At 69.4% G+C, this 21,257-nt stretch carries 22 protein-coding genes; 14 read left to right on the top strand and 8 right to left on the bottom strand.

Going from position 1 to position 21,257, the window contains the following annotated elements; all coding sequences use genetic code 11:
* The first annotated feature begins 103 nt into the window (after window positions 1–103).
* From P8R59_RS06935 to P8R59_RS06925, 3 genes are all read left to right on the top strand, one after another.
* Window positions 104–1,345 (top strand): aminotransferase class V-fold PLP-dependent enzyme, encoded by a 1,242-nt coding sequence (locus P8R59_RS06935; RefSeq protein WP_278103312.1) that lies wholly within the window; start codon window positions 104–106, stop codon window positions 1,343–1,345.
* A complete protein-coding gene (sufU, locus tag P8R59_RS06930) occupies window positions 1,342–1,797 on the top strand; it encodes a Fe-S cluster assembly sulfur transfer protein SufU (protein WP_278103311.1) in 456 nt (151 codons plus the stop codon). The genes P8R59_RS06935 and sufU overlap by 4 nt, the downstream gene beginning before the upstream one ends.
* A 150-nt stretch (window positions 1,798–1,947) precedes the next feature.
* Window positions 1,948–2,391, top strand: a complete 444-nt coding sequence (locus P8R59_RS06925; protein ID WP_278103310.1) for a hypothetical protein — start codon at window positions 1,948–1,950, stop codon at window positions 2,389–2,391.
* 54 nt (window positions 2,392–2,445) lie between these two features.
* Here the strand turns inward: P8R59_RS06925 and P8R59_RS06920 are convergent, their stop codons facing one another.
* Both P8R59_RS06920 and P8R59_RS06915 read right to left on the bottom strand, forming a co-directional pair.
* A complete protein-coding gene (locus P8R59_RS06920) occupies window positions 2,446–3,423 on the bottom strand; it encodes an SRPBCC family protein (protein WP_278103309.1) in 978 nt (325 codons plus the stop codon).
* Window positions 3,424–3,441: 18 nt separating this feature from the next.
* Window positions 3,442–3,807, bottom strand: coding sequence for an ArsR/SmtB family transcription factor (locus P8R59_RS06915; RefSeq protein ID WP_278103307.1), 366 nt, complete (start codon window positions 3,805–3,807; stop codon window positions 3,442–3,444).
* A gap of 516 nt (window positions 3,808–4,323) precedes the next feature.
* On the opposite strand from P8R59_RS06915, the gene P8R59_RS06910 reads away from it, so the two are divergent.
* The 5 genes from P8R59_RS06910 (at window position 4,324) to P8R59_RS06890 (ending at window position 8,181) form a co-directional block, all read left to right on the top strand.
* The gene (locus P8R59_RS06910) at window positions 4,324–5,211 is read left to right on the top strand and encodes an ABC transporter substrate-binding protein (RefSeq protein ID WP_278103306.1); all 888 of its coding nucleotides are present in this window, start codon (window positions 4,324–4,326) and stop codon (window positions 5,209–5,211) included.
* Window positions 5,208–6,287 carry a FecCD family ABC transporter permease gene (locus P8R59_RS06905; protein WP_278103305.1) on the top strand — a complete coding sequence of 360 codons (1,080 nt, stop codon included), beginning with the start codon at window positions 5,208–5,210 and terminating at the stop codon, window positions 6,285–6,287. Before P8R59_RS06910 ends, P8R59_RS06905 begins: the two co-directional genes overlap by 4 nt.
* Window positions 6,284–7,114: an ABC transporter ATP-binding protein gene (locus P8R59_RS06900; RefSeq protein WP_278103304.1), complete on the top strand. Its 831-nt coding sequence runs from the start codon at window positions 6,284–6,286 to the stop codon at window positions 7,112–7,114. Before P8R59_RS06905 ends, P8R59_RS06900 begins: the two co-directional genes overlap by 4 nt.
* Window positions 7,104–7,937 (top strand): DJ-1/PfpI family protein, encoded by an 834-nt coding sequence (locus P8R59_RS06895; RefSeq protein ID WP_278103303.1) that lies wholly within the window; start codon window positions 7,104–7,106, stop codon window positions 7,935–7,937. Before P8R59_RS06900 ends, P8R59_RS06895 begins: the two co-directional genes overlap by 11 nt.
* Before the next feature lie 67 nt (window positions 7,938–8,004).
* Window positions 8,005–8,181, top strand: coding sequence for a hypothetical protein (locus P8R59_RS06890; RefSeq protein ID WP_278103302.1), 177 nt, complete (start codon window positions 8,005–8,007; stop codon window positions 8,179–8,181).
* Between the two features lie 134 nt (window positions 8,182–8,315).
* Here the strand turns inward: P8R59_RS06890 and P8R59_RS06885 are convergent, their stop codons facing one another.
* The 3 genes from P8R59_RS06885 to P8R59_RS06875 are packed head-to-tail and all read right to left on the bottom strand — an operon-like array spanning window position 8,316 to window position 12,846.
* Window positions 8,316–10,595 carry a heavy metal translocating P-type ATPase gene (locus tag P8R59_RS06885; protein ID WP_278103301.1) on the bottom strand — a complete coding sequence of 760 codons (2,280 nt, stop codon included), beginning with the start codon at window positions 10,593–10,595 and terminating at the stop codon, window positions 8,316–8,318.
* Window positions 10,592–12,646: a cytochrome c oxidase assembly protein gene (locus P8R59_RS06880; RefSeq protein ID WP_278103300.1), complete on the bottom strand. Its 2,055-nt coding sequence runs from the start codon at window positions 12,644–12,646 to the stop codon at window positions 10,592–10,594. Before P8R59_RS06880 ends, P8R59_RS06885 begins: the two co-directional genes overlap by 4 nt.
* Window positions 12,643–12,846, bottom strand: a complete 204-nt coding sequence (locus tag P8R59_RS06875; RefSeq protein WP_278103299.1) for a heavy-metal-associated domain-containing protein — start codon at window positions 12,844–12,846, stop codon at window positions 12,643–12,645. The genes P8R59_RS06880 and P8R59_RS06875 overlap by 4 nt, the downstream gene beginning before the upstream one ends.
* Window positions 12,847–12,958: 112 nt before the next feature.
* Here P8R59_RS06875 and P8R59_RS06870 point away from each other — a divergent pair, with 112 nt between their 5' ends.
* Window positions 12,959–13,327: a BlaI/MecI/CopY family transcriptional regulator gene (locus P8R59_RS06870; RefSeq protein WP_278103298.1), complete on the top strand. Its 369-nt coding sequence runs from the start codon at window positions 12,959–12,961 to the stop codon at window positions 13,325–13,327.
* 4 nt (window positions 13,328–13,331) lie between these two features.
* Window positions 13,332–14,141: a M56 family metallopeptidase gene (locus P8R59_RS06865; protein ID WP_278103297.1), complete on the top strand. Its 810-nt coding sequence runs from the start codon at window positions 13,332–13,334 to the stop codon at window positions 14,139–14,141.
* Between the two features lie 39 nt (window positions 14,142–14,180).
* Here the strand turns inward: P8R59_RS06865 and P8R59_RS06860 are convergent, their stop codons facing one another.
* Complete coding sequence (locus P8R59_RS06860; protein WP_278103296.1) at window positions 14,181–15,626, bottom strand: PepSY-associated TM helix domain-containing protein; 1,446 nt, start codon at window positions 15,624–15,626, stop codon at window positions 14,181–14,183.
* Between the two features lie 56 nt (window positions 15,627–15,682).
* Between P8R59_RS06860 and P8R59_RS06855 the strand changes: the two genes are divergently transcribed.
* The gene (locus P8R59_RS06855; RefSeq protein WP_278103295.1) at window positions 15,683–16,282 is read left to right on the top strand and encodes a DUF5134 domain-containing protein; all 600 of its coding nucleotides are present in this window, start codon (window positions 15,683–15,685) and stop codon (window positions 16,280–16,282) included.
* A 3-nt stretch (window positions 16,283–16,285) separates the two neighbouring features.
* On the opposite strand, the gene P8R59_RS06850 is transcribed toward P8R59_RS06855, so the two are convergent.
* A complete protein-coding gene (locus P8R59_RS06850) occupies window positions 16,286–17,224 on the bottom strand; it encodes a PDR/VanB family oxidoreductase (RefSeq protein WP_278103294.1) in 939 nt (312 codons plus the stop codon).
* Window positions 17,225–17,670: 446 nt separating this feature from the next.
* Here P8R59_RS06850 and P8R59_RS06845 point away from each other — a divergent pair, with 446 nt between their 5' ends.
* Together P8R59_RS06845 and P8R59_RS06840 are read left to right on the top strand one after the other, a co-directional pair.
* Window positions 17,671–18,825 (top strand): LLM class flavin-dependent oxidoreductase, encoded by a 1,155-nt coding sequence (locus tag P8R59_RS06845; protein WP_278103293.1) that lies wholly within the window; start codon window positions 17,671–17,673, stop codon window positions 18,823–18,825.
* Window positions 18,826–19,091: 266 nt separating this feature from the next.
* Window positions 19,092–19,844 (top strand): SDR family NAD(P)-dependent oxidoreductase, encoded by a 753-nt coding sequence (locus P8R59_RS06840; protein WP_278103292.1) that lies wholly within the window; start codon window positions 19,092–19,094, stop codon window positions 19,842–19,844.
* A 34-nt stretch (window positions 19,845–19,878) separates the two neighbouring features.
* Here P8R59_RS06840 and P8R59_RS06835 read toward each other — a convergent pair whose 3' ends face one another.
* Window positions 19,879–20,625: a DUF429 domain-containing protein gene (locus P8R59_RS06835; protein ID WP_278103291.1), complete on the bottom strand. Its 747-nt coding sequence runs from the start codon at window positions 20,623–20,625 to the stop codon at window positions 19,879–19,881.
* 75 nt (window positions 20,626–20,700) lie between these two features.
* Here P8R59_RS06835 and P8R59_RS06830 point away from each other — a divergent pair, with 75 nt between their 5' ends.
* Window positions 20,701–21,075 carry a hypothetical protein gene (locus tag P8R59_RS06830; RefSeq protein ID WP_077050965.1) on the top strand — a complete coding sequence of 125 codons (375 nt, stop codon included), beginning with the start codon at window positions 20,701–20,703 and terminating at the stop codon, window positions 21,073–21,075.
* Window positions 21,076–21,257: the final 182 nt, after the last annotated feature.

Genomic DNA, 21,257 nt, shown 5'->3' with positions numbered 1-21,257 from the left:
GCGGGATCGCCCCGTCGGCGGACGTTCGGCCGAAGTCAGCGGGTGGGGCCCCGCGCCACAGGCCCCTCGCCCGCGCCCACCCGCCGCCGCGTAGCCTGGAGGGGTGACACTCCCCTTCGACGTGGCCGCGGTGCGGGCCGAGTTCCCGATCCTCGGCACCGAGATCGACGGCCGGCCCCTCGTCTACCTCGACTCCGGCGCGACGAGCCAGAAGCCGCGCGCGGTCCTGGATGCCGAGCGCGACTTCCTCGAGACCGCCAACTCCGCGGTGCACCGGGGTGCGCACACGCTCGCCGCCGAAGCGACGGAACTGTTCGAAGACGCCCGCGCCGCCGTCGCGGAGTTCGTCGGCGGCACGCCCGAGCAGCTCGTCTGGACCTCCGGCGCCACCGCCGGCCTCAACCTCGTCGCCGGTTCCCTCGGCTACGCCGGGCGCCTGCGCGAAGGCGATGAGATCGTGGTGACCGAGAGCGAGCATCACGCGAACCTCATCCCGTGGCAGGAGCTCGCCGCCCGCACCGGCGCCCGCCTGCGCCACATCCCGGTGCACGACGACGGCACGCTCGACCTGGCCGCCGCGGAAAGCCTCATCGGCGCGCGCACGAAGGTCGTCGCCTTCCCGCACGTCTCGAACGTCCTGGGCATCGTGAACCCCGTCGCCGAGCTCGTCGCCCTCGCGCGGAGCGTGGGCGCGCTGACCGTCCTCGACGCGTGCCAGTCTGCCCCGCACCTCGTGCTCGACCTGCCGGCATCCGGCGTCGACCTGGCCGTCTTCTCGGGCCACAAGATCTTCGGCCCCTACGCGATCGGCGGCCTCTGGGGCCGCGAGGACGTGCTCGATTCGCTGCCGCCGTTCACCACCGGTGGATCCATGATCACCACCGTCACGCTCGAGAAGGCCGACTTCCTCCCGCCGCCGCAGCGCTTCGAGGCCGGCACGCAGCCGGTGTCGCAGGCGATCGGCCTCGCCGCCGCCGTCCGCTGGTTCGGCGGACTCGATCGCGACGCCGCGCACGCGCACGAAGCCGCGCTCGAACGGCGCCTGCGGGAGGGACTGCGGTCGATCGCCGGCATCCGTCTTCTCGGAGACACGGATGCCGCCGACCGCGTCGCCCTGCAGGCGTTCGACGTCGAGGGGGTCCACGCGCACGACGTGGGGCAGTTCCTCGACAGCCGCGGCGTCGCCGTGCGCGTCGGACACCACTGCGCGCAGCCGCTGCACCGCCGTTTCGGCCTCACCGCGTCGGTGCGCGCGAGCGCGGCGGTCCACACGACGACCGACGAGATCGACACCTTCCTGGATGCCGTTTCCGGCGTCCGCAGCTTCTTCGGGGTGAGTGCATGAGCGGCCTCGAGTCCCTTTACCAGGACCTGATCCTCGACCACTCGAAGAACCGCCGCGGGTTCGGACTGGCCGACCCCGGCGCGCACAGCGCCACCGTGCACCAGCGCAACCCGATCTGCGGCGACGAGATCACGCTGCGGGTCGACGTCGACGGCGGCCGCGTGGCATCCGTCACCTGGGAGGGCGCGGGCTGCTCGATCTCGCAGGCGTCCGCGTCGATGCTCGTCTCGCTGCTCGACGAGGACGGCGGCGACGACGGGATGCCGCTCGGTGACGCCGATGCACTGATCGGTCGCTTCCGCGAGGCACTGCGGTCGCGCGGCCAGATCCCCCTCGACGAGGAGACGTTCGGCGACGCCGCGGCGCTCTCCGGCGTCTCGAAGTACACCGCGCGCGTGAAGTGCGCGATGCTCGCCTGGGTCGCGCTGGAGGAAGGCCTCCGGCAGGCCTGACCCGCGCGCTCCCTCGCGGCGCAACCTCCGCGATCCGCGCAACCTCCGTGGCATCCCGCCGGTCCTGACTGACCCGGCGCGGATCCCCCACCCTGCGCGACCGTCCGCGGCGCTATCCTGCGGAGCGACGACGTCGAAGGGACGGATGCCATGGCACCGGGCGGAGCAGGATTCAGCGACGAAGAACGCGCGGCGATGAAGCAGCGCGCCGAGGAGCTCAAGGCCATGAAGGGCCTCAAGGGCGCGGCGAAGCTCCAGAAGGAGAACGAAGCCTGCCTCGAGGCGATCGAGAAACTCGAGGGCACCGACCGCGCGGTCGCGGAGCGCGTGCACGTCATCGTGCTCGAGGAGGCGCCGCACCTCACCCCCAAGACGTTCTACGGCTTCCCGGCGTACGCGAAGGACGGCAAGGTCGTGGTGTTCTACCAGCCGGGCTCGAAGTTCAAGACGCGCTACGGCACCGTGAGCTTCGATGAGACGGCGCAGCTCGACGACGGACCCATGTGGGCCGTGTCGTACGCCGTGATCGAGGTCACGCCCGAGGTCGAGCAGAGGATCCGCGAGCTGGTGCGCCGGGCGGCCCCGACCGCCTGACGCATCGCCGGGAGCCGGCATCCACTGGTCTGGCGGACCCGTGGATGCCGCACCTCAGCGGACGAGTACTCCCTCGAGCCGCCGGTAGCTGTCTTCCATGCCGCCGATCATGCCGGTGGCGAGGATCATGTCGCGGGTGGCGGCATCCGGGTACTCGATGAGCAGCGTGAGGAGCGTCACGCCGTCCTCCTCGTAGAGCGAGAGGTCGTTCGTCGTGGACGGGAAGTCGGTGCCGCTCATGCGCTCGGTCTGGACGACGCGCCGCGGCGCCTCGATGTACAGCACCTCCCCCTCGAAGCCGAAGGCCTCGCCCTCGGTCCCCGGTTCGGGTGCCCACGCGGTGCGGTACGTCGCGCCGACGGTGTCGCCGATCTCGCACACCGTCATGCGCCAGCCGTCGGGGCCGAGCAGCCAGCGTCGCATCAGGTCGGGGTCGGTGTGCGCGCGCCAGACGAGGTCGCGCGGACCGTCGATGAGCCGCGTGATGCGCACGTGCTGATCGTCCAGCACCTCGAGCTGCGTGCCCTTGCCCCGGGCGTAGTCGCGGAGATCCTGCACCACGATGTCGAGCTGGTTCATCGCAAGCCGGGAGCCTTCGATGATGCCCATCGCGACGACCTGTTCGAGCGCCTCGACCGAGGCGAAGCGCGACACGCTGGTGAGACGCGAGCCCTCGGGCGTCTCCTGGAACGTCATCGCCATGCGCATCGACGGCATCGCCTCGAGCGGCTCGCCGTTGTCGTCGGCGAAGGAGTCGAGGACCTCGAATCCACGCGGCGGGTCGATCGAGAGGAACTCCCACCGCCCGGCCGGACTCTCGCCGGTCGGCGAGGTCATCCGATACTGCGCGCGCCCGCCGGGAGTGAAGTCGAACGCCGTGAACGTTGCCGGCCACCCGGGAGGACCCCAGAACCGCTCGAGCTGGCGGGGGTCGGTGAAGACCGCCCACAGCCGTTCGGGGCCGACCGGGAATTCGGCGACGAGGGTCATGGTGAGCGCTTCGGTGTCGGTCTCGACGGACGTGACAGGCATGAGGGACTCCTTCGTTTCTCAGTTCGGTCGGTTGGATGCCGTGGCATCCGGGTCTTCGGCGAGAAGGGCGTCGAGGCGGTCGATGCGTCCTCGCCAGAGGTCTTCGTACGAGCGGAGGAGGCGCTGCACGCGCGCGATCGCCTCGGGTTCGGCGCTCACGAGACGCTCCCTCCCGTCGGCGCGCTTGCGGACGAGTCCGGCCTCGACGAGCACGCCGACGTGCTTCGACACCGCCGCGAACGACATCGCGTACCCCGCGGCGAGCGCCGACACCGACTGCTCGGCCACGAGCGTGCGGCGCACGATGTCGCGACGAGTCGCGTCGGCCAGCGCGTGGAACACGCGGTCGATGTCGGCGTCGGTGGGGGCAGTTTGTTCAACCATTTGGTTGCACGTTAGCAATGACCTCCCGTGCGGACAAGGGCGGGCGCGGCGGGACGGCGAAGTCGAGGGGCGGGCAGGACCGCCACATGGTCAGCGGCGCCCGACCACTACGGGACGCGGCGAGGAAAACGCTTCCGAAGGCCTTCGCGTCCGCGCTCGAGGCCGCCGCGAATGGACCAGCCCGGACCCCCGTCCGTCAGCCCGATCCACAGGATCACGAAGAACAACGCACCGCACTGAGCCAGAAGCCCGAGGACGGTCATGCGTCGCTCACGGAAGATCGGCCCATCGCTCGAGTGTGACGCCGCGCAGACGGGGGAGCAAGGGCGAGTCGTTGATCTCTACGTGTCGTAGAATAAGGGCTCCAGCGACAGGAGTCCCATGTTCTCAGTTCCCCGGCGCTTTGTCGCCAGCGTCACGGCAATCACCGCACTGACCCTCATCGTCACCTCCTGCGCGGGCGACACATCGTCCCCCTCGTCCGAGAGTTCCCCGTCGACCGCTACGGGGTACCCCGTGAGCATCGAGAACTGCGGACGGACGCTCACCATCGACGCCGAGCCGCAGCGTGTCGTCAGCCTCTGGCAGTCGGTGACAGAAGAGCTCCTCGCCCTGGGCCTGAGGGATCGCATCGTCGCCGTCCAAGGGAACTACGCTCCGTACCCGGAGTCGGTGGCGGAGCAGGCACAGGGACTCACGTCCATCGGCACATCCATGGGATTCCCCTCCAAAGAGGTCCTTCTCAGCCAGGCACCCGACTTCGTCGCCGGCCAGGTCCTCGACGGCTTCGCCTTCGACGCCTCACAGGGATACGCCTCCGTGGAAGAGCTCGAACAGTCGGGGGTGACGGTCTACGGAGCGAACCTCTGCACGTCTGCTGACGCGCAGACCGACGCCTGGTCCATCGACACCGCGGCGAAGACACTGAGCGACCTCGGCAAGATCTTCAACGTCTCCGACAAAGCCGACGAGGTGATCGACCGGCTCAACGCCGACAAAGAGGCGGTCGTGCAGGCCGTCGCCGGTGAGCCGACGGTGAAGACCGCCTACTTCAACGGCGGGACCGGTCCCGTCATCGTCTTGGCCGGCGGCGTGTACGACAGCCTGATCACGACCGCGGGCGGCGAGAACGTCTTCCCCTCCGATGCCATCTACGTGAGCAAGGAGGAGTTCGCGGCGTCCGATCCGGACGCCATCCTCGTCGGCACCTTCGAAGGGCAGGACTTCGCCTCCCAGAAGCAGTTCCTCGAGGAGAACTTCCCTGAGATGCGAGCCGTGAAGGACGGCCGGATCAGCGAGGTCCCCACACAGGAGACCGACTCCTCGATCTCCGTCATGGTCGGACTCACGAAGATCGCCAACGCTCTCCACCCCGATCTTCAGCTCACCGTTCCCACCTCGTGAGCGTGGGATCCTCGGCCGATCGCCGGACGACCTCCCTCGTCCGGCGATCTCCGCGGAGTGCGCTCGTCATCCTGGCGGCCGCGTGCGCCTTCGCCGTCATCCTCTCCGTGGGAATCGGAAGCGTCGCCATCGCCCCGACGCGGGTGATCGAGGTGGTCACCAGCCACCTGTGGCCCTGGAGCAGCGGCTCCTCGACGGGGCTCGAGGACCGCATCGTCTGGGAGTTCCGCCTGCCGCGCGCACTGCTGGCGCTCGTGGTGGGCGCCGCGTTGGCCGTCGCGGGGGCCGTCCTCCAAGCGGTGGTGCGCAACCCGCTCGCGGACCCCTTCGTGTTCGGGGTGTCATCGGGGGCCTCGGTGGCGGCCGTCGCCGCACTCACCGTCACCTCCGGCGCTCTCGCGGCCGTGTCCACTCCCGCCGCAGCCTTCGTCGGTGCGCTGGTCACGACGCTGGCGGTCTTCCTCCTGGCCCAGCAGAACGGCCGCGTGACGCCGAATCGACTCGTCCTCGCGGGGGTCGCCGTGTCCTACCTCCTGAGCTCGGTGACGAGCTACCTCGTCCTGCGATCCAGCGCGGCGAACCAGGGCGTCAGCGGGGTGCTTTCCTGGCTCGCCGGCAGCCTCGCCGCCGCGACCTGGAGCGACCTCGGCATCCCCGCGGCGGTCCTCGTCCTGGCCACCGTCCTGCTTGTTCTCCTCGCTCCCGTTCTGAACGCCTTCCTCACCGGCGACGAAACGGCCGCCAGCATGGGCGTCGACGTCGGCCGCGTGCGCCTCGTGCTCTTCGTCATCACCTCACTCCTCGTGGGCACCGTCGTCGCCGTCAGCGGTGCGATCGGCTTCGTCGGGCTGGTGGTACCGCACGCTGTCCGCATGGTCCTCGGATCGGACCACCGGTGGGTGGTCATCGGCTCCGCGTTGGCGGGAGGACTGCTCCTGGTCGTCGTCGACATCGCTGCGCGCACCCTCCTCGCGCCCACGGAAGTACCCGTGGGCCTGTTGACCTCGATCGTCGGCGCCCCGTTCTTTCTCTGGCTCCTGCGCCGGTCGGGCCGGCGCGAGGCGGTGGGCGCGTGACGACGGGCACGCTGCACGTGGACGGGGTGAGTGTCGACCTCGGGGGGCATCGCATCGTCGACGACGTCACGCTCGGCGCCGAGGGCAACATCGTCGGATTGGTGGGCCCGAACGGCAGCGGGAAGTCCACGCTGCTGCGCACGATCTATCGAGCCATCCGACCCGCGGAGGGACGGGTGCGCACCAATGGACGCGACGTGTGGACGACACCCGCACGCGAAGCCGCGCGGGTGACTGCCGCCGTCGTCCAAGACGGCCCCGTCGATCTGGACCTCACCGTCGAAGACTTCGTCCGCACGGGCCGACTCCCGCACGGTCGTCTCCTCCTCGCCGATCAGTCAGCCGACCGGGCGATCATCGAGAGGTCGCTCCGCCAGGCCGGCGTCCTCCCCCTCGCGTCCCGACACGTGAGCACGCTGTCCGGCGGGGAGCGTCAACGCGTGCACCTCGCCCGCGCCCTGGCCCAGGAACCCCAGGTCCTGATCCTGGATGAACCGACGAACCACCTCGACATCCGGCACCAGCTGCACCTGCTCGACCTGATCCGCGATCTCGAGGTCACAACGCTCGTCACCCTCCACGAGCTCAACCTCGCCGCCGCGTACTGCGATGAGGTCGCCATGCTGCGCGAGGGCCGAATCGTGGCGTTCGGAACACCGGAGGACGTCTTCACGCCACAGAACTTGAACGACGTCTTCGGAGTCCTCGCGACGGCTGTCCGGAATCCCCTGACCGGACACCTGCAGCTGATGTATGCCAGCGGGAGTACCCACGATGACCCCGCCCCTGCCGACCCACCTCTGGAAGGAACCAACGATGAGCGCTGACAACGGGGTGGACCGCACCCCTGCGAGCCCTATCCACAACTCCGACGCACCGTCCCTCAGCACGCTGTTCACCGCCGCAGACGACGACCTCGCGAAGAAGCGAGCCATCGACCGATCCGTGCGCGCTCACCACGCCCTCGAGGAACTCCCGGGGGTGACCTTCGCCACCGAGGCCGTGATCGTGATCGTGCTCCACCCGGGATTCGAGCTTCTCGACGTGGTGGGTCCCCTGCACTTCCTGAACGCGACGGGCGCCCGTGTCGAACTCGTCACGACCGGGGAGACGCTCGAGCCCGTCGCCAGCGGCGGCGGCGTCGCCCTCGTTCCGACTCTCACACTCGACGAGGCGCCCGCCGACCCCACGGTCATCCTCGTGCCCGGGGGCGACACCGGCATCCTGCTCCGCGATCGACGGGCGATAGCGTCGCTGGCCGCGTGGGGGGCGGAGGCGGCATTCGTCACGAGCGTGTGCTCCGGTTCCATCGCCCTCGCCGCCGCCGGCCTCTTGAAGGACAGGCGCGCAACGTCGCACTGGTCGGTCCGCCACCTCCTCCCGGGCTACGGCGCGATCGACGTCGACGAACGAGTCGTGGAGGACGGTAACCGGATGACGGCCGCCGGCGTCACCGCCGGGATGGACCTCGCGATCCGACTTCTCGCGAAGATGTGCGGGGAGGAGTACGCGCGCTTCACGGTCTTGGGGGCGGAGTACGCGCCGGAACCCCCGTTCGATTCCGGCAGCCCTGAGGCAGCGGGCCCCGCGCTGACGGCACTGTCACGCGACTTCCTCGCCCCTCTCGTAGAGGAGCTCACCGCCCGATGAGCGAGTCATGCTGCCGCGAGGATCGCGCCCTCGCGGACGCCCACGTCCGAGAGAGAACCCCACGGACATGGCGCTAGCCACCGGCCTCCTCGGACTCCTGCTCGCCCTTGCCGGCGCGATCATCGCCGGTATCGCGCTCGTCCGGGGGCAGCCATCCGCCACGTCTCGTCGCTGGCTGGTCGTGTCCGGTGCCTTGGTCGCGGCTTCCCTCGTCTGCTTCGCCGCCTGGGTCTCGCTCCGATGAGATCGCGCCGAACCCCGGAACCTTTTCTCTACGTGTTGTAGAGTAAAGGCACAACTTCATAACCGAGGGCGGGCAGGTCGTCACCGAGCCCGCCTTCGGCGCACCCGGGCGACGACGAAACCGCGCCCGGACGCTCAGAGGACGTCCGCCTCGACCACCTCGGGCCGGTGCGCCGCGAAGTTCCTGAGCCGCAGACTGTTCCAGACGACGAAGACCGACGACAGCGCCATCGCCGCTGCGGCGACCAGAGGGTTGAGCAGACCGGCGGCCGCCAGCGGTATTGCTGCGACGTTGTACCCGAACGCCCAGACGAGATTTCCGCGGATCGTCCGCAGCGTGCGCCGGGAGAGGCCGATGGCGTCTGCGACGACGGTGAGGTCATCCCGAACGAGGATGATGTCGGCCGACTTCAACGCCACGTCCGTGCCGGAGACGACCGCCATGCCCAGGTCGGCTGTCGCGAGCGCGGCGGCGTCATTGATCCCGTCGCCGACCATCGCGACGCGGTGTCCGGCCTCGTGCAGCGACGCGATGAAGGCGGCCTTCTCGACCGGTGTCTTCTCCGCCTGCACGTCGGCGATGCCGACGTGCGTCGCCACCCGCTCGGCGGCGGCGGCGTCGTCGCCCGTGAGGAGGATGGTGCGCATCCCGCGCGCGGCGATGGCGGCGATCGCGGAAGCGGCGGTCTTCTTGACCTGGTCCTCCAGCGAGAACACCGCCAGCACCTCCCCCTCCCTGATCGACACGATCAGAGAGGCGCCCTTCGCCCGCGCGTCATCGACGGCCTCTCGCAATCGCCCCGCGATGGCCGCGTCGAAGTGCGCGATGAGGCGCGGACCTCCGACGGCGACCACGTCGCCGTCGATCTTGCCCTGTACGCCGAGTCCGGGAAGCACCCGGAAGCCGGTGACGGAGGGGAAGTCGGCCACGGAGGTTCTCGCGTAGCCGACCAGGGCTGCGCCGACGGGGTGGGTGGAGCTCTCTTCGAGAGCTCCCGTCATCGCCAGAACGACGTGCAAGGGGACGTCTTCGCGGGTCACCGCGTCGACGACGCGCATCACGCCCTCGGTGAGCGTGCCGGTCTTGTCGAGGACGACCGTGTCGACACGACCGGACGCCTCCAGCGCACCCTGACCCTTGATCAGCACGCCCAGCTGCGCACCCCTCCCCACCCCGACCATGAGAGCGGTCGGCGTAGCGAGTCCCAGGGCGCACGGGCACGCGATGATCAGCACGGCGACCCCGATCGAGATCGCGTGAGCGGGTTGCGCGCCGGAGAGCAGCCATCCCATCGTGACGAGGACAGCGAGGACGACGATCACGGGAACGAACCACTGGACGATCCGGTCTACGAGCGACTGGATGCGAGCCTTCGACTCCTGGGCCCGCTCGGCGAGAGCCGCCAGCTGCGCCAGCTGCGTGCGCGGCCCCACCGCGGTGACGGAGAGGACGAGACTGCCGTTCGTGTTGATCGTGCCCGCCATGACAGTCGCACCCGGTCCCATCTCGCGGGGTACCGGCTCACCCGTCATCGGGCTGGTGTCCACGGCAGCCCACCCGTCCACGACGAGGGCGTCGACGGGAATGGTCTCGCCCGGGAGGACGACGACGGTGTCGCCGGAGCGGACGTCCGAGATCGCCACGACGGAATCCCGTCCGTCGCGACGGACCCGCGCCGTCGCGGGCGCCAGCGCGGCGAGCGCATCGAGCACGTCGCCCGCCTTCCGACGGGATCGCGCTTCGAAGTACCTCCCCGCGAGCTGGAACGTGGTCATGCCCGCGGCCACATCGAGATAGATGGCGTTCGCCCCCGGCGGCGTCGGGCCGTACCCGATCCAGTAGCCGGCCGATTCCGACCCGAACAGGACGGTCACCAGGGCCCATCCGAACGACGCGGCGATGCCGAGCGAGACGAGGGTGTCCATACTCACGGCACCGTGACGGAGGTTTCGCAGAGTCGCCCGGTGGAACGGCCAGGCGGCCCACGTGACGATGGGCAGCGCCAAGGCGACGCACACCAGCTCCCAGTTCGGGAAGCGCCATCCCGGCACGAGGGCGAGGATGAGCGTGAGGTCCATGAGGGGGATCGTGAGAAGAGCCGCGACGATGAGCCGACGGCGCAGGCCGGTGATCCGGTTCTCGTTGCTGCGCTTGGTCCACTCGTCGGAGGCGTCGACGCGCACCTCCGCCCCGTAGCCGGCCTTCCGGACTACAGCGACCGCCTCATCGAAGCGAGAGGGCTGCAAGCCGGTCACGACGGCGCGCTCGGTGGCGTAGTTGACGACGGCGTCGGCGCCGTCGATGCGGTTGAGGGCACGTTCGACGCGTCCCGCGCACGCGGCGCAGCTCATCCCCGAGATGTTGAGTTCGACGGCGGTCGGCGCCTCGGTGACGGGAGGAACGGAGGTGCTCATCGGCTCTCCTTCGGGGGCGGTGGGGCGAGAGAGGGGCCCGCCTGTCGCTGCGAGCGTTCTGCGAGTTCGGTCAGCATCCGGTTGTACGCGTCGAATTCGTCGTCGACGCCGGTGTCCAGGTGCCGGTCCTTGCGCGTCGCTTCACGGTGATCCTGCCGCGCCCATTGGATGCCGAGGGCGATGACGACGATCAGAAGCGGTAGCTCCCCGCCTGCCCAGGCGACACCGCCGCCGAGATACTGCTGCACCATGAGGTCTCCCATCCAGGGGAAGTCGAGGGTGCGGTAGAAGTTCTCGGCGAGCGGGGTGGGAGCGGTCATCAGAATGACACCGAAGAACGCGTGGAAGGGCATCGCGGCGAGAACGAACCCCAGCTTGCCGATCGGCGGGAGCGGACGCGGAGGGCGGTCCACGCCGATGACGAGACCGTAGAAGAGGTATCCCACGACCAGGAAGTGCACGTTCATCGCCTGGTGCGCCCAGTGGTACCTCATGATGTTCTCGAACAGCGGCGTGAGGTAGAGGCCGTAGTACGAACCGATGTAGACGATGAAGACGATGATCGGGTTGTAGATGAAGCGCGTGCCCGGCCAGTGCAGCACGGCGGTGATCCACTCGTGCGGACCGGCCGGCTGATTCCTGGAGTGGGAGACCGTCGCTCGGAGGAGGAGGGTGACGACGCCGCCGAGCACGAGGAGCACGGGAGCCAGCATGTTCAGGCTCATGTGCACGATCATGTGCGTGCCGAACTGCGCTCCGGCGTACTGCCCCATCGCGGAGCTCGTGGCGATGATGACAACGAGCCACCCGAGGATCCAGGCCACGATCCGACCGGCCGGCCAGCGATCCCCCCGTCGGCGCAGTCTCACCACGGCCGACACGTATACGGCGATGGCCGCGACGGAGAGGACGAGGAAGAGGATGTTCGGTCGCCAGTGCGTGACCAGAACCTCCATCGTCGGGGCGATCTCCGTGATGTCGTAGCCGAAGAAGATCTGCGAGGTGTTGGTCACGACGAAGTACTGCGGCGGCGGCACGCGTGTCATCGCGACGGAGAGGCCGAAGAACGCCGCCCCGAGCACCACCAGCACGCTGCCGCCGACGAAGATCCGACGGTCGGTGAGGCGGCGCCGCACGATCCACCAGGAGGCGAGGAACACGCCGACGAGGGCGAGGATGCCGACGCGGATCGCGAGCAGCGCCACGGTGGCGTTGCCCTCGAGCGGGCCGGACAGCTTGAACACGCCGAGGACGGCATCCGAGAGGACGACGACGAACCAGCTGACCGTGCACACCCATCGGGCACGGTGCAGGGCGACGGGTCGCAGCAGACGACCGCTGACGAGGCGGACGAAGAGCATCAGGACGGTGCCGAAGAGCACCGCGGATGCGAGGGTCTGGAAGATCGCGGCATCCGAGCCGAAATCGTGATCCGCCCCCACCTGCACCTGATGCACGAGAACCGGTGCGAGGGCCGAGAGCGACGCGAGGAGCGCGACGGGCAGGAGCGTCGCCCATCGATCGGCCACGTAGGAGATCACGGCGGCCACCATCACGGCGAAGAACACGAAGAGCCAGGCCTTGGGCAGGTACGCCGCTTCGACGAGGTAGCTCAGCGCTCCCGGCTCCGCGAGCCGATCGATCCCCAGGCCGTTCGCGTCGGCCGCGTCGACAGGCACCAACGCGGCCGCAGCCAGCATCCACACGAGGAGCGCCGCTCGCAGGACACGGAGTTCGAGACTCGCATCGACCGACACGGAGGTCTTCCGTGGCGCGGCGAGCACGCCCAGCACCGAGACGAGACAGCCCGCGACCGTCCACCACGCCAGGTCCACGATGATCCTCAAGGACGCGGACAGGATCGCGGTGAGCTCACCCGGGTATCCGCGGGACAGCATCCGGTACCCGGTGTCCCCCCACCCGACCGTGAACCCGACGGGCACCGCGACGGCGAGCAGGAGGGTGACCACGGCGATCACGGCGATCACCCCGGGCGACCTGCGGATGCGACGCTCCGTGTATCCGGCGAGCTCCGTCGACGTCGTACTCACTCGCCGACGCTGTAACCCGCCTCTGCGACGGCCGCAGCAACGGCATCCGCAGCGAGGGGACCCTCGTGCTCCATCACGGCGATGCCGGCTTCCGCATCGACAGACACGGAGGTGATACCGCCGACAGCTGTCAGCGCCTGTCCCACCGCGTGCTCGCAGTGCTCACAGGTCATCCCCTCGATGACGATCTCCGTCTGCACTGTCACACCTCACCGTTCATCGGAACCCTGTTAACTCTACGTCATGTCGTTCAAGGTCGACCCTGGAGCACGGAAGTCGGGGAGGGACGTAGCATGTCGGAAGGAGGCCGGGATGAGTGGAATTCGCAGCAGGGGCCGAGGCGAACTCGAGAGCGAGGTCCTCGCCATTCTCCGACGCCACCCCCAGCCGGTGAGCGCGGCCGACGTGCAGGAAGAGTTCTCCGCGCCGCGTCCGGCGTATACGACGATCCTGACGGCACTCGATCGACTCGTGGACAAGGGCGAGGTCGCGCGCCACGCTGAATCCCCCCGACGGATGCGATTCAGCCCGACTTCCTCGGCTGCCGAGAGTGCCAGCAAATCCATGCGTGCCGCCCTCGGCGGGAGTGATGACAGGCGAGCGGCGCTGTTGCAGTTCGCGGGCGACCTGTCCACCGACGAGGTGGAGATGCTGCGCTCGGCCCTCGATCGCCGAAGCTGACGCCGTGGTCCTCGTCGGCCTCTGCCTGCTCGGTGCGCTCGCCTCGTGGTGGACAGGCGCGCGGCTTCTCACGGTCGGACGGTGGCAGATCCACCACCCGCGTACCGCACTCGGGATGTGGCACGCGACGTTGCTGCTCGGGGTGGCCTCTCTCGCGGCCTCCGTCGTGATCTCCGTCGGTCTCGCCCTGTCGGCGCCGTCGATCGCATCAGAGACTGCGGCAGTCATTCAAACGGTGGCGGGGTGGGCGGCGCTCGGCGCCGTCGGAGCGGTGGTCGTCACCATCGCCGCGGGTTCGGACGAAACGGCCGGCGCGGGCTCGACGACGTACGGAGCGGTGCTGGCGATCCCGCACTCCCGCGCACGTCTGGATCGAGGGGCCTTCCTGCTCACGTGCGAGACCGAAGAGCTTTTCGCGTGCGCCCTCCCCGGCCGCGACGCAGCGGTCGTGGTGTCTCGGGGGCTTCGCGAGGCGCTCACCCCCGCGCAGCTCCGTGCCGTCGTCGCGCATGAGCGCGCTCACCTGCGCGGCCATCACTACCTCGCCGTCCGCGCGGCCGAGCTCTATCGCGCGTGCGTGCCGTTTCTTCGCTCGGGTCGTCGCCTGCTCGTCGCGACAAGACTGCTCGTCGAATTGATCGCGGACGACGACGCGGCCCGTCGCGCGGGCGCGGTCCATCTCGCGAACGCGCTCGCGGTCATTTCGGAGCGGACGGGCGACGTCGCGATGGAGATGAGAGCGGATCGCCTCACGGCGCAGAAATGGGCGCCGGCCCGGCGGCTGGCGCCCGTTTCCGCGATCTACACGTCGTAACGGGTGGGCAGGGCGTGAACCCCACCCACCCGCCCTCGACTAGACCGTTCCGAAGAACTTGCGCGCCGCGGGGATTCTGCGGATCACCAGTTGATCCAGCGCGAGGATGACGAGCAACGACAACCCGAACAGCGGCAGGAAGATGCCGAGCCCGATGACCGCGACCAGCAGGATCACGTTCGCGAACAGGGGCAGCCTGGCCCGCGGTGCGGCGAGACCCGACGCGTTGCCCCGACGTGTCCACCACATGATCGGCGCGGAGACGCACATGAAGAGCACGGCGAGGCAGAACAGTGTCGTGAGGATCGTGTTGATCGGCCCGAAGCGACGACCTTCGTGGATGGCGATGCCATTCGCGACGGTCTTGGACAGCACGGAGAGATCGTCGTAGCTGTAAACCGCGAGCGCCTCGCCGGAGTACTGGTCGACGTGCACGGTCTTCTGGAGCGTGACGTCGGATTCCGCGGGGTTGCCGTTATTCGCCCACTGGTATCCGAACACGCTGTAGACGCCCGTCTCCCCCTCGGGGTAGGTGACGAAATACGGTTCCGGCGCCCCCTCCGCGCGGGCGGTGGCGGTGGCGACGTCGATGGAGATCGACGCGCCGGCGCCGGTGCTGGTCGCGGTGGGTAGGTCAGCCACCTCCCACCCCGCCGGACTCGATGAACCGTTGCTCGCTTCGATCTGCTCCTTCACCGTCGACTCGGCGCCCGGGTCATCACCCCAGAGGGAGTCTCCCGTTCCGGATGCGACGGAGGAGGCGAGGGAGCCCCACACACCCGTCCAAGGGAGGCCCGAAACCACGAGCATCAGGATTCCCAGCCCGACCGGGAGCCCGACGAGACCGTGCCAGCTCCTCAATCGTGCTCCCCGGGCACGTTTCGCCACCGCGATCTTTCTGGGCCGCCGGCCGAGGAAGAAGATGATGAAACCGGTGATGGTGAGCACGATCGCCCAGCTGGCACCGAGCTCGACGATGCGATCGCCGACCTCGCCGTCCCCCAGAAGCAGATCTCCGTGGACGCGTTCCGCCCAGGTCGAAACGAGATCGTCGATGTGCAGATCACCGGTGATCGACGCGTCATACGGATCGACGTAGACGTTCCTGCTGCCCTCACCCACCGCGGTGACGAAGACCGTTGCACGGTCGCCGGAATTGTCGGTCACCGACAGGATCTCCCGATCCGGGAAGGCGGTGCGGACCGCCGCTTCCTGCTGCGAGAGCGGGAGTCGTTCGGCGCCCGCCGGCACGGACACGGTCAGGACACCCGGATGCGTCCAGGCGTCCACCTGAGCCCGGAACATGTAGGTCATGCCGGACACCGACAGAGCGAACAGGACGGGGATGACGATGAGCGAGCCGTAGAAGTGCCAGCGCCAGAATGCGCCGAACCAATTGGTGGGGCGCCGGGAAACGGGGACGGAACGAGGCGGCGGCTCGCCTTCCGCAGGCGACGACGAGGGCGCGGTGTCTGTGGTGGTCATGCCTACTCCAGGGTCGAAGGTGCGATCTCTACGAAGTGTAGTAATAAACTGACCGCGTGCTTTCTTCCCCGTGGAACCTGATCCTGACGGCGACCTTCAGCGTCACCGCACTGTGGTGCATCGTCGACCTCGTTCGCCACCGCCGCACCCGAAACGAGACCCACGACGGCCTGGCGCACCACACCATCGTCGACGCGAATCACCTCGTGATGAGCGTGGCGATGATCGTGATGGTGTGGGTCTCGGTGGTGGATGCCGCCACGTGGGCGCAGATCGCGGTGTTCGCGATCTTCGCGCTCGCCCTCATTCCCTCCCTGGCGACGCAGCGGGTATCGGATCGCATCTCGACCGCGGCGCACATCGTTCTCAATGCGGCGATGATCTGGATGCTCGCGGCGATGCCCCTGTTGATGGCCGGAATGGACATGGATGCCGGGGAAGGCGGGCATCATCACGGCGGGGGCGACGAGTCGATGCTCATGGCCACGCCCGGCTGGGCTGATGCCCTCAACGTCGTCTTCATCGCCTTGAGCGCCGCCGCGGCGCTCTGGTGGGCGGTGCGACTCATCCGCTCGCGCGGGCGCGACCTCCACGACGGCTGCTACATCCTGATGGGCGCCGGCATGGCCGTCATGCTGGCCGTCATGAACGCCTGACGCTCAGAGGTCGAGTTCGAGGACCGGGGTGCGGGAGCGGGAGACGCACACGTTGATGATCGCGTTCGAACGGTGCTGGGCGTCCGACTGATAGTCATCTCGGTGATCGGGGATTCCCCCGCGTACACCGACGACGCAGGAGCCGCAGAACCCCTGCCCGCAGGAACGGTAGGTCTCGAAGCCGCGACCCTCGAGGGCGTCCGCGAGGGACTCATTCTCCCCGACGGGCACCCGCTCCCCGGTCGACGCGATCACGACCTCGAACGCCGCCCCTTCCCGCGACTCGTCGGGTGCGCGGAATCTCTCGATGTGCAGCTGATCCGCAGCCCAGCCCCCGTCGAGTGCGCGGCTGAGGGCGAGCTCGACGAACGCGTCGGGACCGCACACATAGACGGCACCGCCGCCGACCGGTTCGGAGAGCGCGGAGGGGCCGCTCGAACGGAAGGAATCACCGCGATCACTGTAGTGCGCGTGCACGCGTGCAGCCCACGGCCTCTGTTCGAGGTGGTCGGCGAGCGGGAGCGAACGGCGGTCGCGCGCGTACACATGGAAGTCGAACGGCACCCCATCCCGATGAAGCTGCTCGGCCATGGACACGAGCGGCGTGACTCCGATTCCTCCACCCAGCAGCAGAACCCTCGACGAGTGGGACCTCAGCGCGAACGTGTTCCGCGGACCGGACACGCTCACCAGGGCTCCGGGCATGAGCCGGTCGTGCACGGAGATGGACCCCCCACGGCCCTGGTCCTCCCTCTGCACGCACACGAGGTAGGCACCGGAGTCCGCAGGGTCGCCGACGAGCGAGTACTGCCGAACGGCCCCCCGCTCGATGTGCAGATCGACGTGCGCGCCGGCACCGAATGAGGGGAGACCCCGCCCGGGGTCCGAGTTCTCCAGCCGCAAGAGGATGGCGCGATCGGAAACGCTCGTGCGGTGCGTCACCCGGACCGAATGAGTCGCGCTCGCGGCGCTCCCCGGGCCCACATCTGCTCGCTTCGGCTTCCACCACGCCATGAACGTCCCTCGCTTCCCGCGTCGTATATCTACAAATTGTAGAGCTGAGGATGATGGGACCGCGCCCTTGCTCGACACCCCGCCTGCCCGCCGCAACGCGGCTCGGGACCGCCATGCGGCACCGAAGCACCTGCAGTCGCAACATTTCGAGATGTTGGGAAACGCTGCGACGCCGCGCGCGGGAGCTCGCCCGACGACCCGGACGGGCTGTGCGTCGCGGAATTCCGGGCCTTCGCGAGCGCCCCGGCGAGACATCGCGCACCCCTATCGAATCTCATCACCCCTGCGTCTTGGACGGCCCCGCGACACCCGGCCTAGCGTCGCCGACAGGGCGCCGGCCGAATCGGCATCCGTGCGACGAAAGGTTGTGTGTCATGGCCGTGGAGTTCATCAGCCTCACGTACCCGAATGCCTCGAACGAGCTATCCCCGATCCCGGGTGCACAGATCGACAAGGACTACCTCGTCCGGTACGCCCGAGCCGTCGAGGACGCCGGCTTCGACTACACGCTGCAGCCGTACGGCTCCCACTCGTTCGACCCGTTCATCACCGCCACCACGTTGGCGCAGTACACCGAGCGGGTGAAGCCGATCGTCGCGCTGCGGCCGAACAACATCCACCCGACCTACGCCGCGAAGACGCTCGCCACGCTCGACCAGGTGAGCGGGGGACGGGCGGTCGTGCACTTCATCTCCGGCGGAAACGACGCCGAGCAGGCGCGCGAGGGCGACTTCCTCTCGAAGGAGCAGCGCTACGCGCGCACCGAGGAGTACATCCGCATCCTGCGCCGGGCGTGGGAGTCGGACGAGCCGTTCGACTGGGACGGCGAGCACTACCGGTTCGTCGGGTACTCGAACGGGGTGCGGCCCGTGAACGGCACGATCCCGGTGTCCGTGGGCGGATCGTCCGCCGAGGCCTACCGCGTGGGCGGTGCGCTCGCCGACATCTTCGGGCTCTGGGGCGAGCCGCTGAAGGAGACGCAGGAGCAGATCGACCGCATCGCCGCAGCGGCCGATGCCGCGGGACGTACGGATCGTCCGCGCACGTGGGTGACTTTCCGCCCGATCATCGCCCCGACCGAGGAACTCGCGTGGGCGAAGGCCGCGACGGTGCTCGACGCTCTGAAGCGCAACGTCTCCGGCGGCGTCGGCGTCCGCGCACGCTACCCCCAGGAACCGCAGAACGTCGGGTCGCAGCGGCTGCTCGACATCGCCGCGCGCGGCGAGGTGCACGACCGCGCGCTGTGGACCGCACCGGCCGCGGCCACGAATGCCGCGGGCGCCTCGACCGCTCTCGTCGGGACCCCCGAGACGGTCGCGGCCGCGATCCTCGACTACGTCGACCTCGGCGCCGACCTCGTCTCGATCCGCGGCTACGACAACCTCAACGACGTCATCGACTACGGCCGCTATCTGCTGCCCCTCATCCGCGAGGAGCTCGCCCACCGCGAAGCGACCGGGCGCCGCGGCGAGGTCGTGGCGCAGGAGCCGCTCCCCGACCGCTCGCCCGCCGGCGTGGCCACATCCTGACGCGACGGGGCGACCGCGCAGTGTCGCGTTAGCCACGCACACCCTCAGCGCTTCGCGCAACGTCAGCCACCGGTGGCCGGATGCCGCTGAGCCAGCGCGGATCGCAGAGGTTGCGCGACGCGCGCCCCGGCGGGCGGTTGTTGCACCCCGCCCAACATCCATTCATGCGCATCCATCCCTCTCGTGCGGGCGTAGGGTCGAAGGACGAGGACGGACCGTCCGAGAAGATCTCCCGGCACCGCGCCCGCCCGGGAAGAAGGCCACCCATGGCCCAGTACGACGTAGCGAACCGCTCGGCGATCGTGACGGGAGCGGGCAGCGGGATCGGACGCTCGACCGCGCTCCTCCTGGCCCGGAACGGCGCCGCCGTGGTCGTGAACGACCTCAACGCCGACAACGCGAACAAGGTCGTCGAAGAGATCCGCGCTGCCGGCGGCACGGCCGAGGCCTCGGTCGGCGACGCCACCGACAGCGCCTGGATCGCGTCGTCGGTCGAGCTGGCGAACACCCTCGCGCCGCTGCGCATCGGCGTGAACAACGCCGGCATCGGCGGCGCCGCCGCACCGACGGCGGAGTACTCCGACGAGGCCTGGGACAAGGTCATCGCCATCAACCTCAACGCCGTCTTCCGCAACATGAAGGCGCAGATCCCCTCGATCCTCGCGAACGGCGGCGGCTCGGTCGTCAACATCGCCTCGATCCTCGGCAGCGTCGGCTTCGCCACGTCGCCCGCGTACGTCGCCGCGAAGCACGCCGTCGTCGGCATGACGAAGACCGCCGCGCTGGAGTACTCGGCGCAGGGCGTCCGCGTGAACTCGGTGGGCCCCGGCTTCATCGACACCCCGCTGCTGGATGGCGTCGGTGACGACGTCAAGGAGTTCCTGGTCAGCAAGCACCCGATCGGCCGCCTCGGCAAGCCCGACGAGGTCGCGCACCTCATCGCGTTCCTCGCCAGCGACGCCGCGAGCTTCGTGACCGGCAGCTACCACCTGGTCGACGGCGGCTACACCGCCCCCTGATCCCGGATGCCGCGCGGCCCGGACTCCAGGCGAGTCAGGGCCGCGCGAGCTCCTCGAACTCCCCCTCGGGCAGCGCCACCCACCCCTCGCGCCGCGCGACCTCGACGTCGTCAGCACCCGGACGCGAGAACCGACCGAGAGCCGCAGCCCGCGTCGAGAGCGCCGCGATCATCGCGTCGAAGGCGTCGGCGGATGCCACGGCGACCGACGCGTGCGGACCGACGTTGAACCACGGCGCCCGCTGCCGCAGCACGGCGAGCAGGTCGGCCCGGCGGGTGGCATCCACCCGGTATCTCCTGGTGTCGAAGCCCCAGATCCGAAGGGCGCCGCCGGGGTACACCTCGAACAGACGCCCGTCCCCGGCACGGTCGACGGGGAATCCCGTGGCGGCGAGCCGCCGGAGCAGTCCCGCTCCGCGGAGAGCAGTGACCCCGAGCCGATCGGTCGAGACGCTCAGCGGCCACCGTCCGATGCGCTCGCGCACCACGACGTCGGTGCGGCGGTAGACGAGGCCGCGACGCCAGTCGGCGCCCCCGTCGACGGGGCCGAGCTCGGGCTCTGCTCCGACGTGGTGCGCACGTACGAAGTCGACGAACGCGTCGGGCCAGCCGAGCGGACAGTCCAGCCCCAGCCACGCGCCTACGCCGACGGATGCCACGATCGCGGCGTCGTCGACCCCCACCTCGAGCCGCGCGAGTCGCGCCCCGCCGCCCGACCACACGATCTCGGCGAGGGCGGTGCCGGGCACCCCGGCGGCCAGGTCGACGCCGATCGTTCTCATCCCCGCAGGCTACGCGGGGGCGTCGACATCGCAGCCCTCTCGCCGCGGGGGCGGCGAACCTGCGAGGATCGACCCATGCCCGCCGACGACGCACTCCCCGACTCCCTCGAGCCGGGCCAGCACGTGCCGCCGCGGGATCAGCCTCCCGCACCCCCGACGCCGCGCGGCGACCTGCGCGTCGTGTCGATCCTCGCGGTCATCACGGGCGTGATCGTGGTCGGCTGGCACATCTTCCTGGTGTCGGTCAGCGCCGTGGCGGAGCTCGACCAGTTCCTCTGGATCCAGATCGGCATCTGGGCCCTGGCGCTCGTGTCGTTCGTGCTCGGCATCCTGAGCCTGAACGCGCGCATGGCGCGCGAGCTGGCCGCCGCCGGCTTCATCGCGGGGGTCGCGGCGTTCCTGCTGTCGATCTCGATCGGCCTCTTCAGCGGCGCGCTCTTCCTGAGCTGAGGTCGCGCCCGCGGTGCGGCACAGCCCCCGCCCGTTCAGTGTCCAAGACACGCGGACGGGATGCCGCGGCATCCGCGTGTCGTGGACACCGAACCGCCCGGGGACCGGGGGCTCCGAACATGGCGCGGCTCAGCGTCCAAGACACGCCGCATGGCGCGGTCGGGATACGGCGTGTCTTGGAC

It is taken from the genome of Microbacterium proteolyticum, from assembly GCF_029639405.1.
Lineage (GTDB): Bacteria > Actinomycetota > Actinomycetes > Actinomycetales > Microbacteriaceae > Microbacterium.
This window is presented reverse-complemented; position numbering and strand designations above follow the sequence as displayed.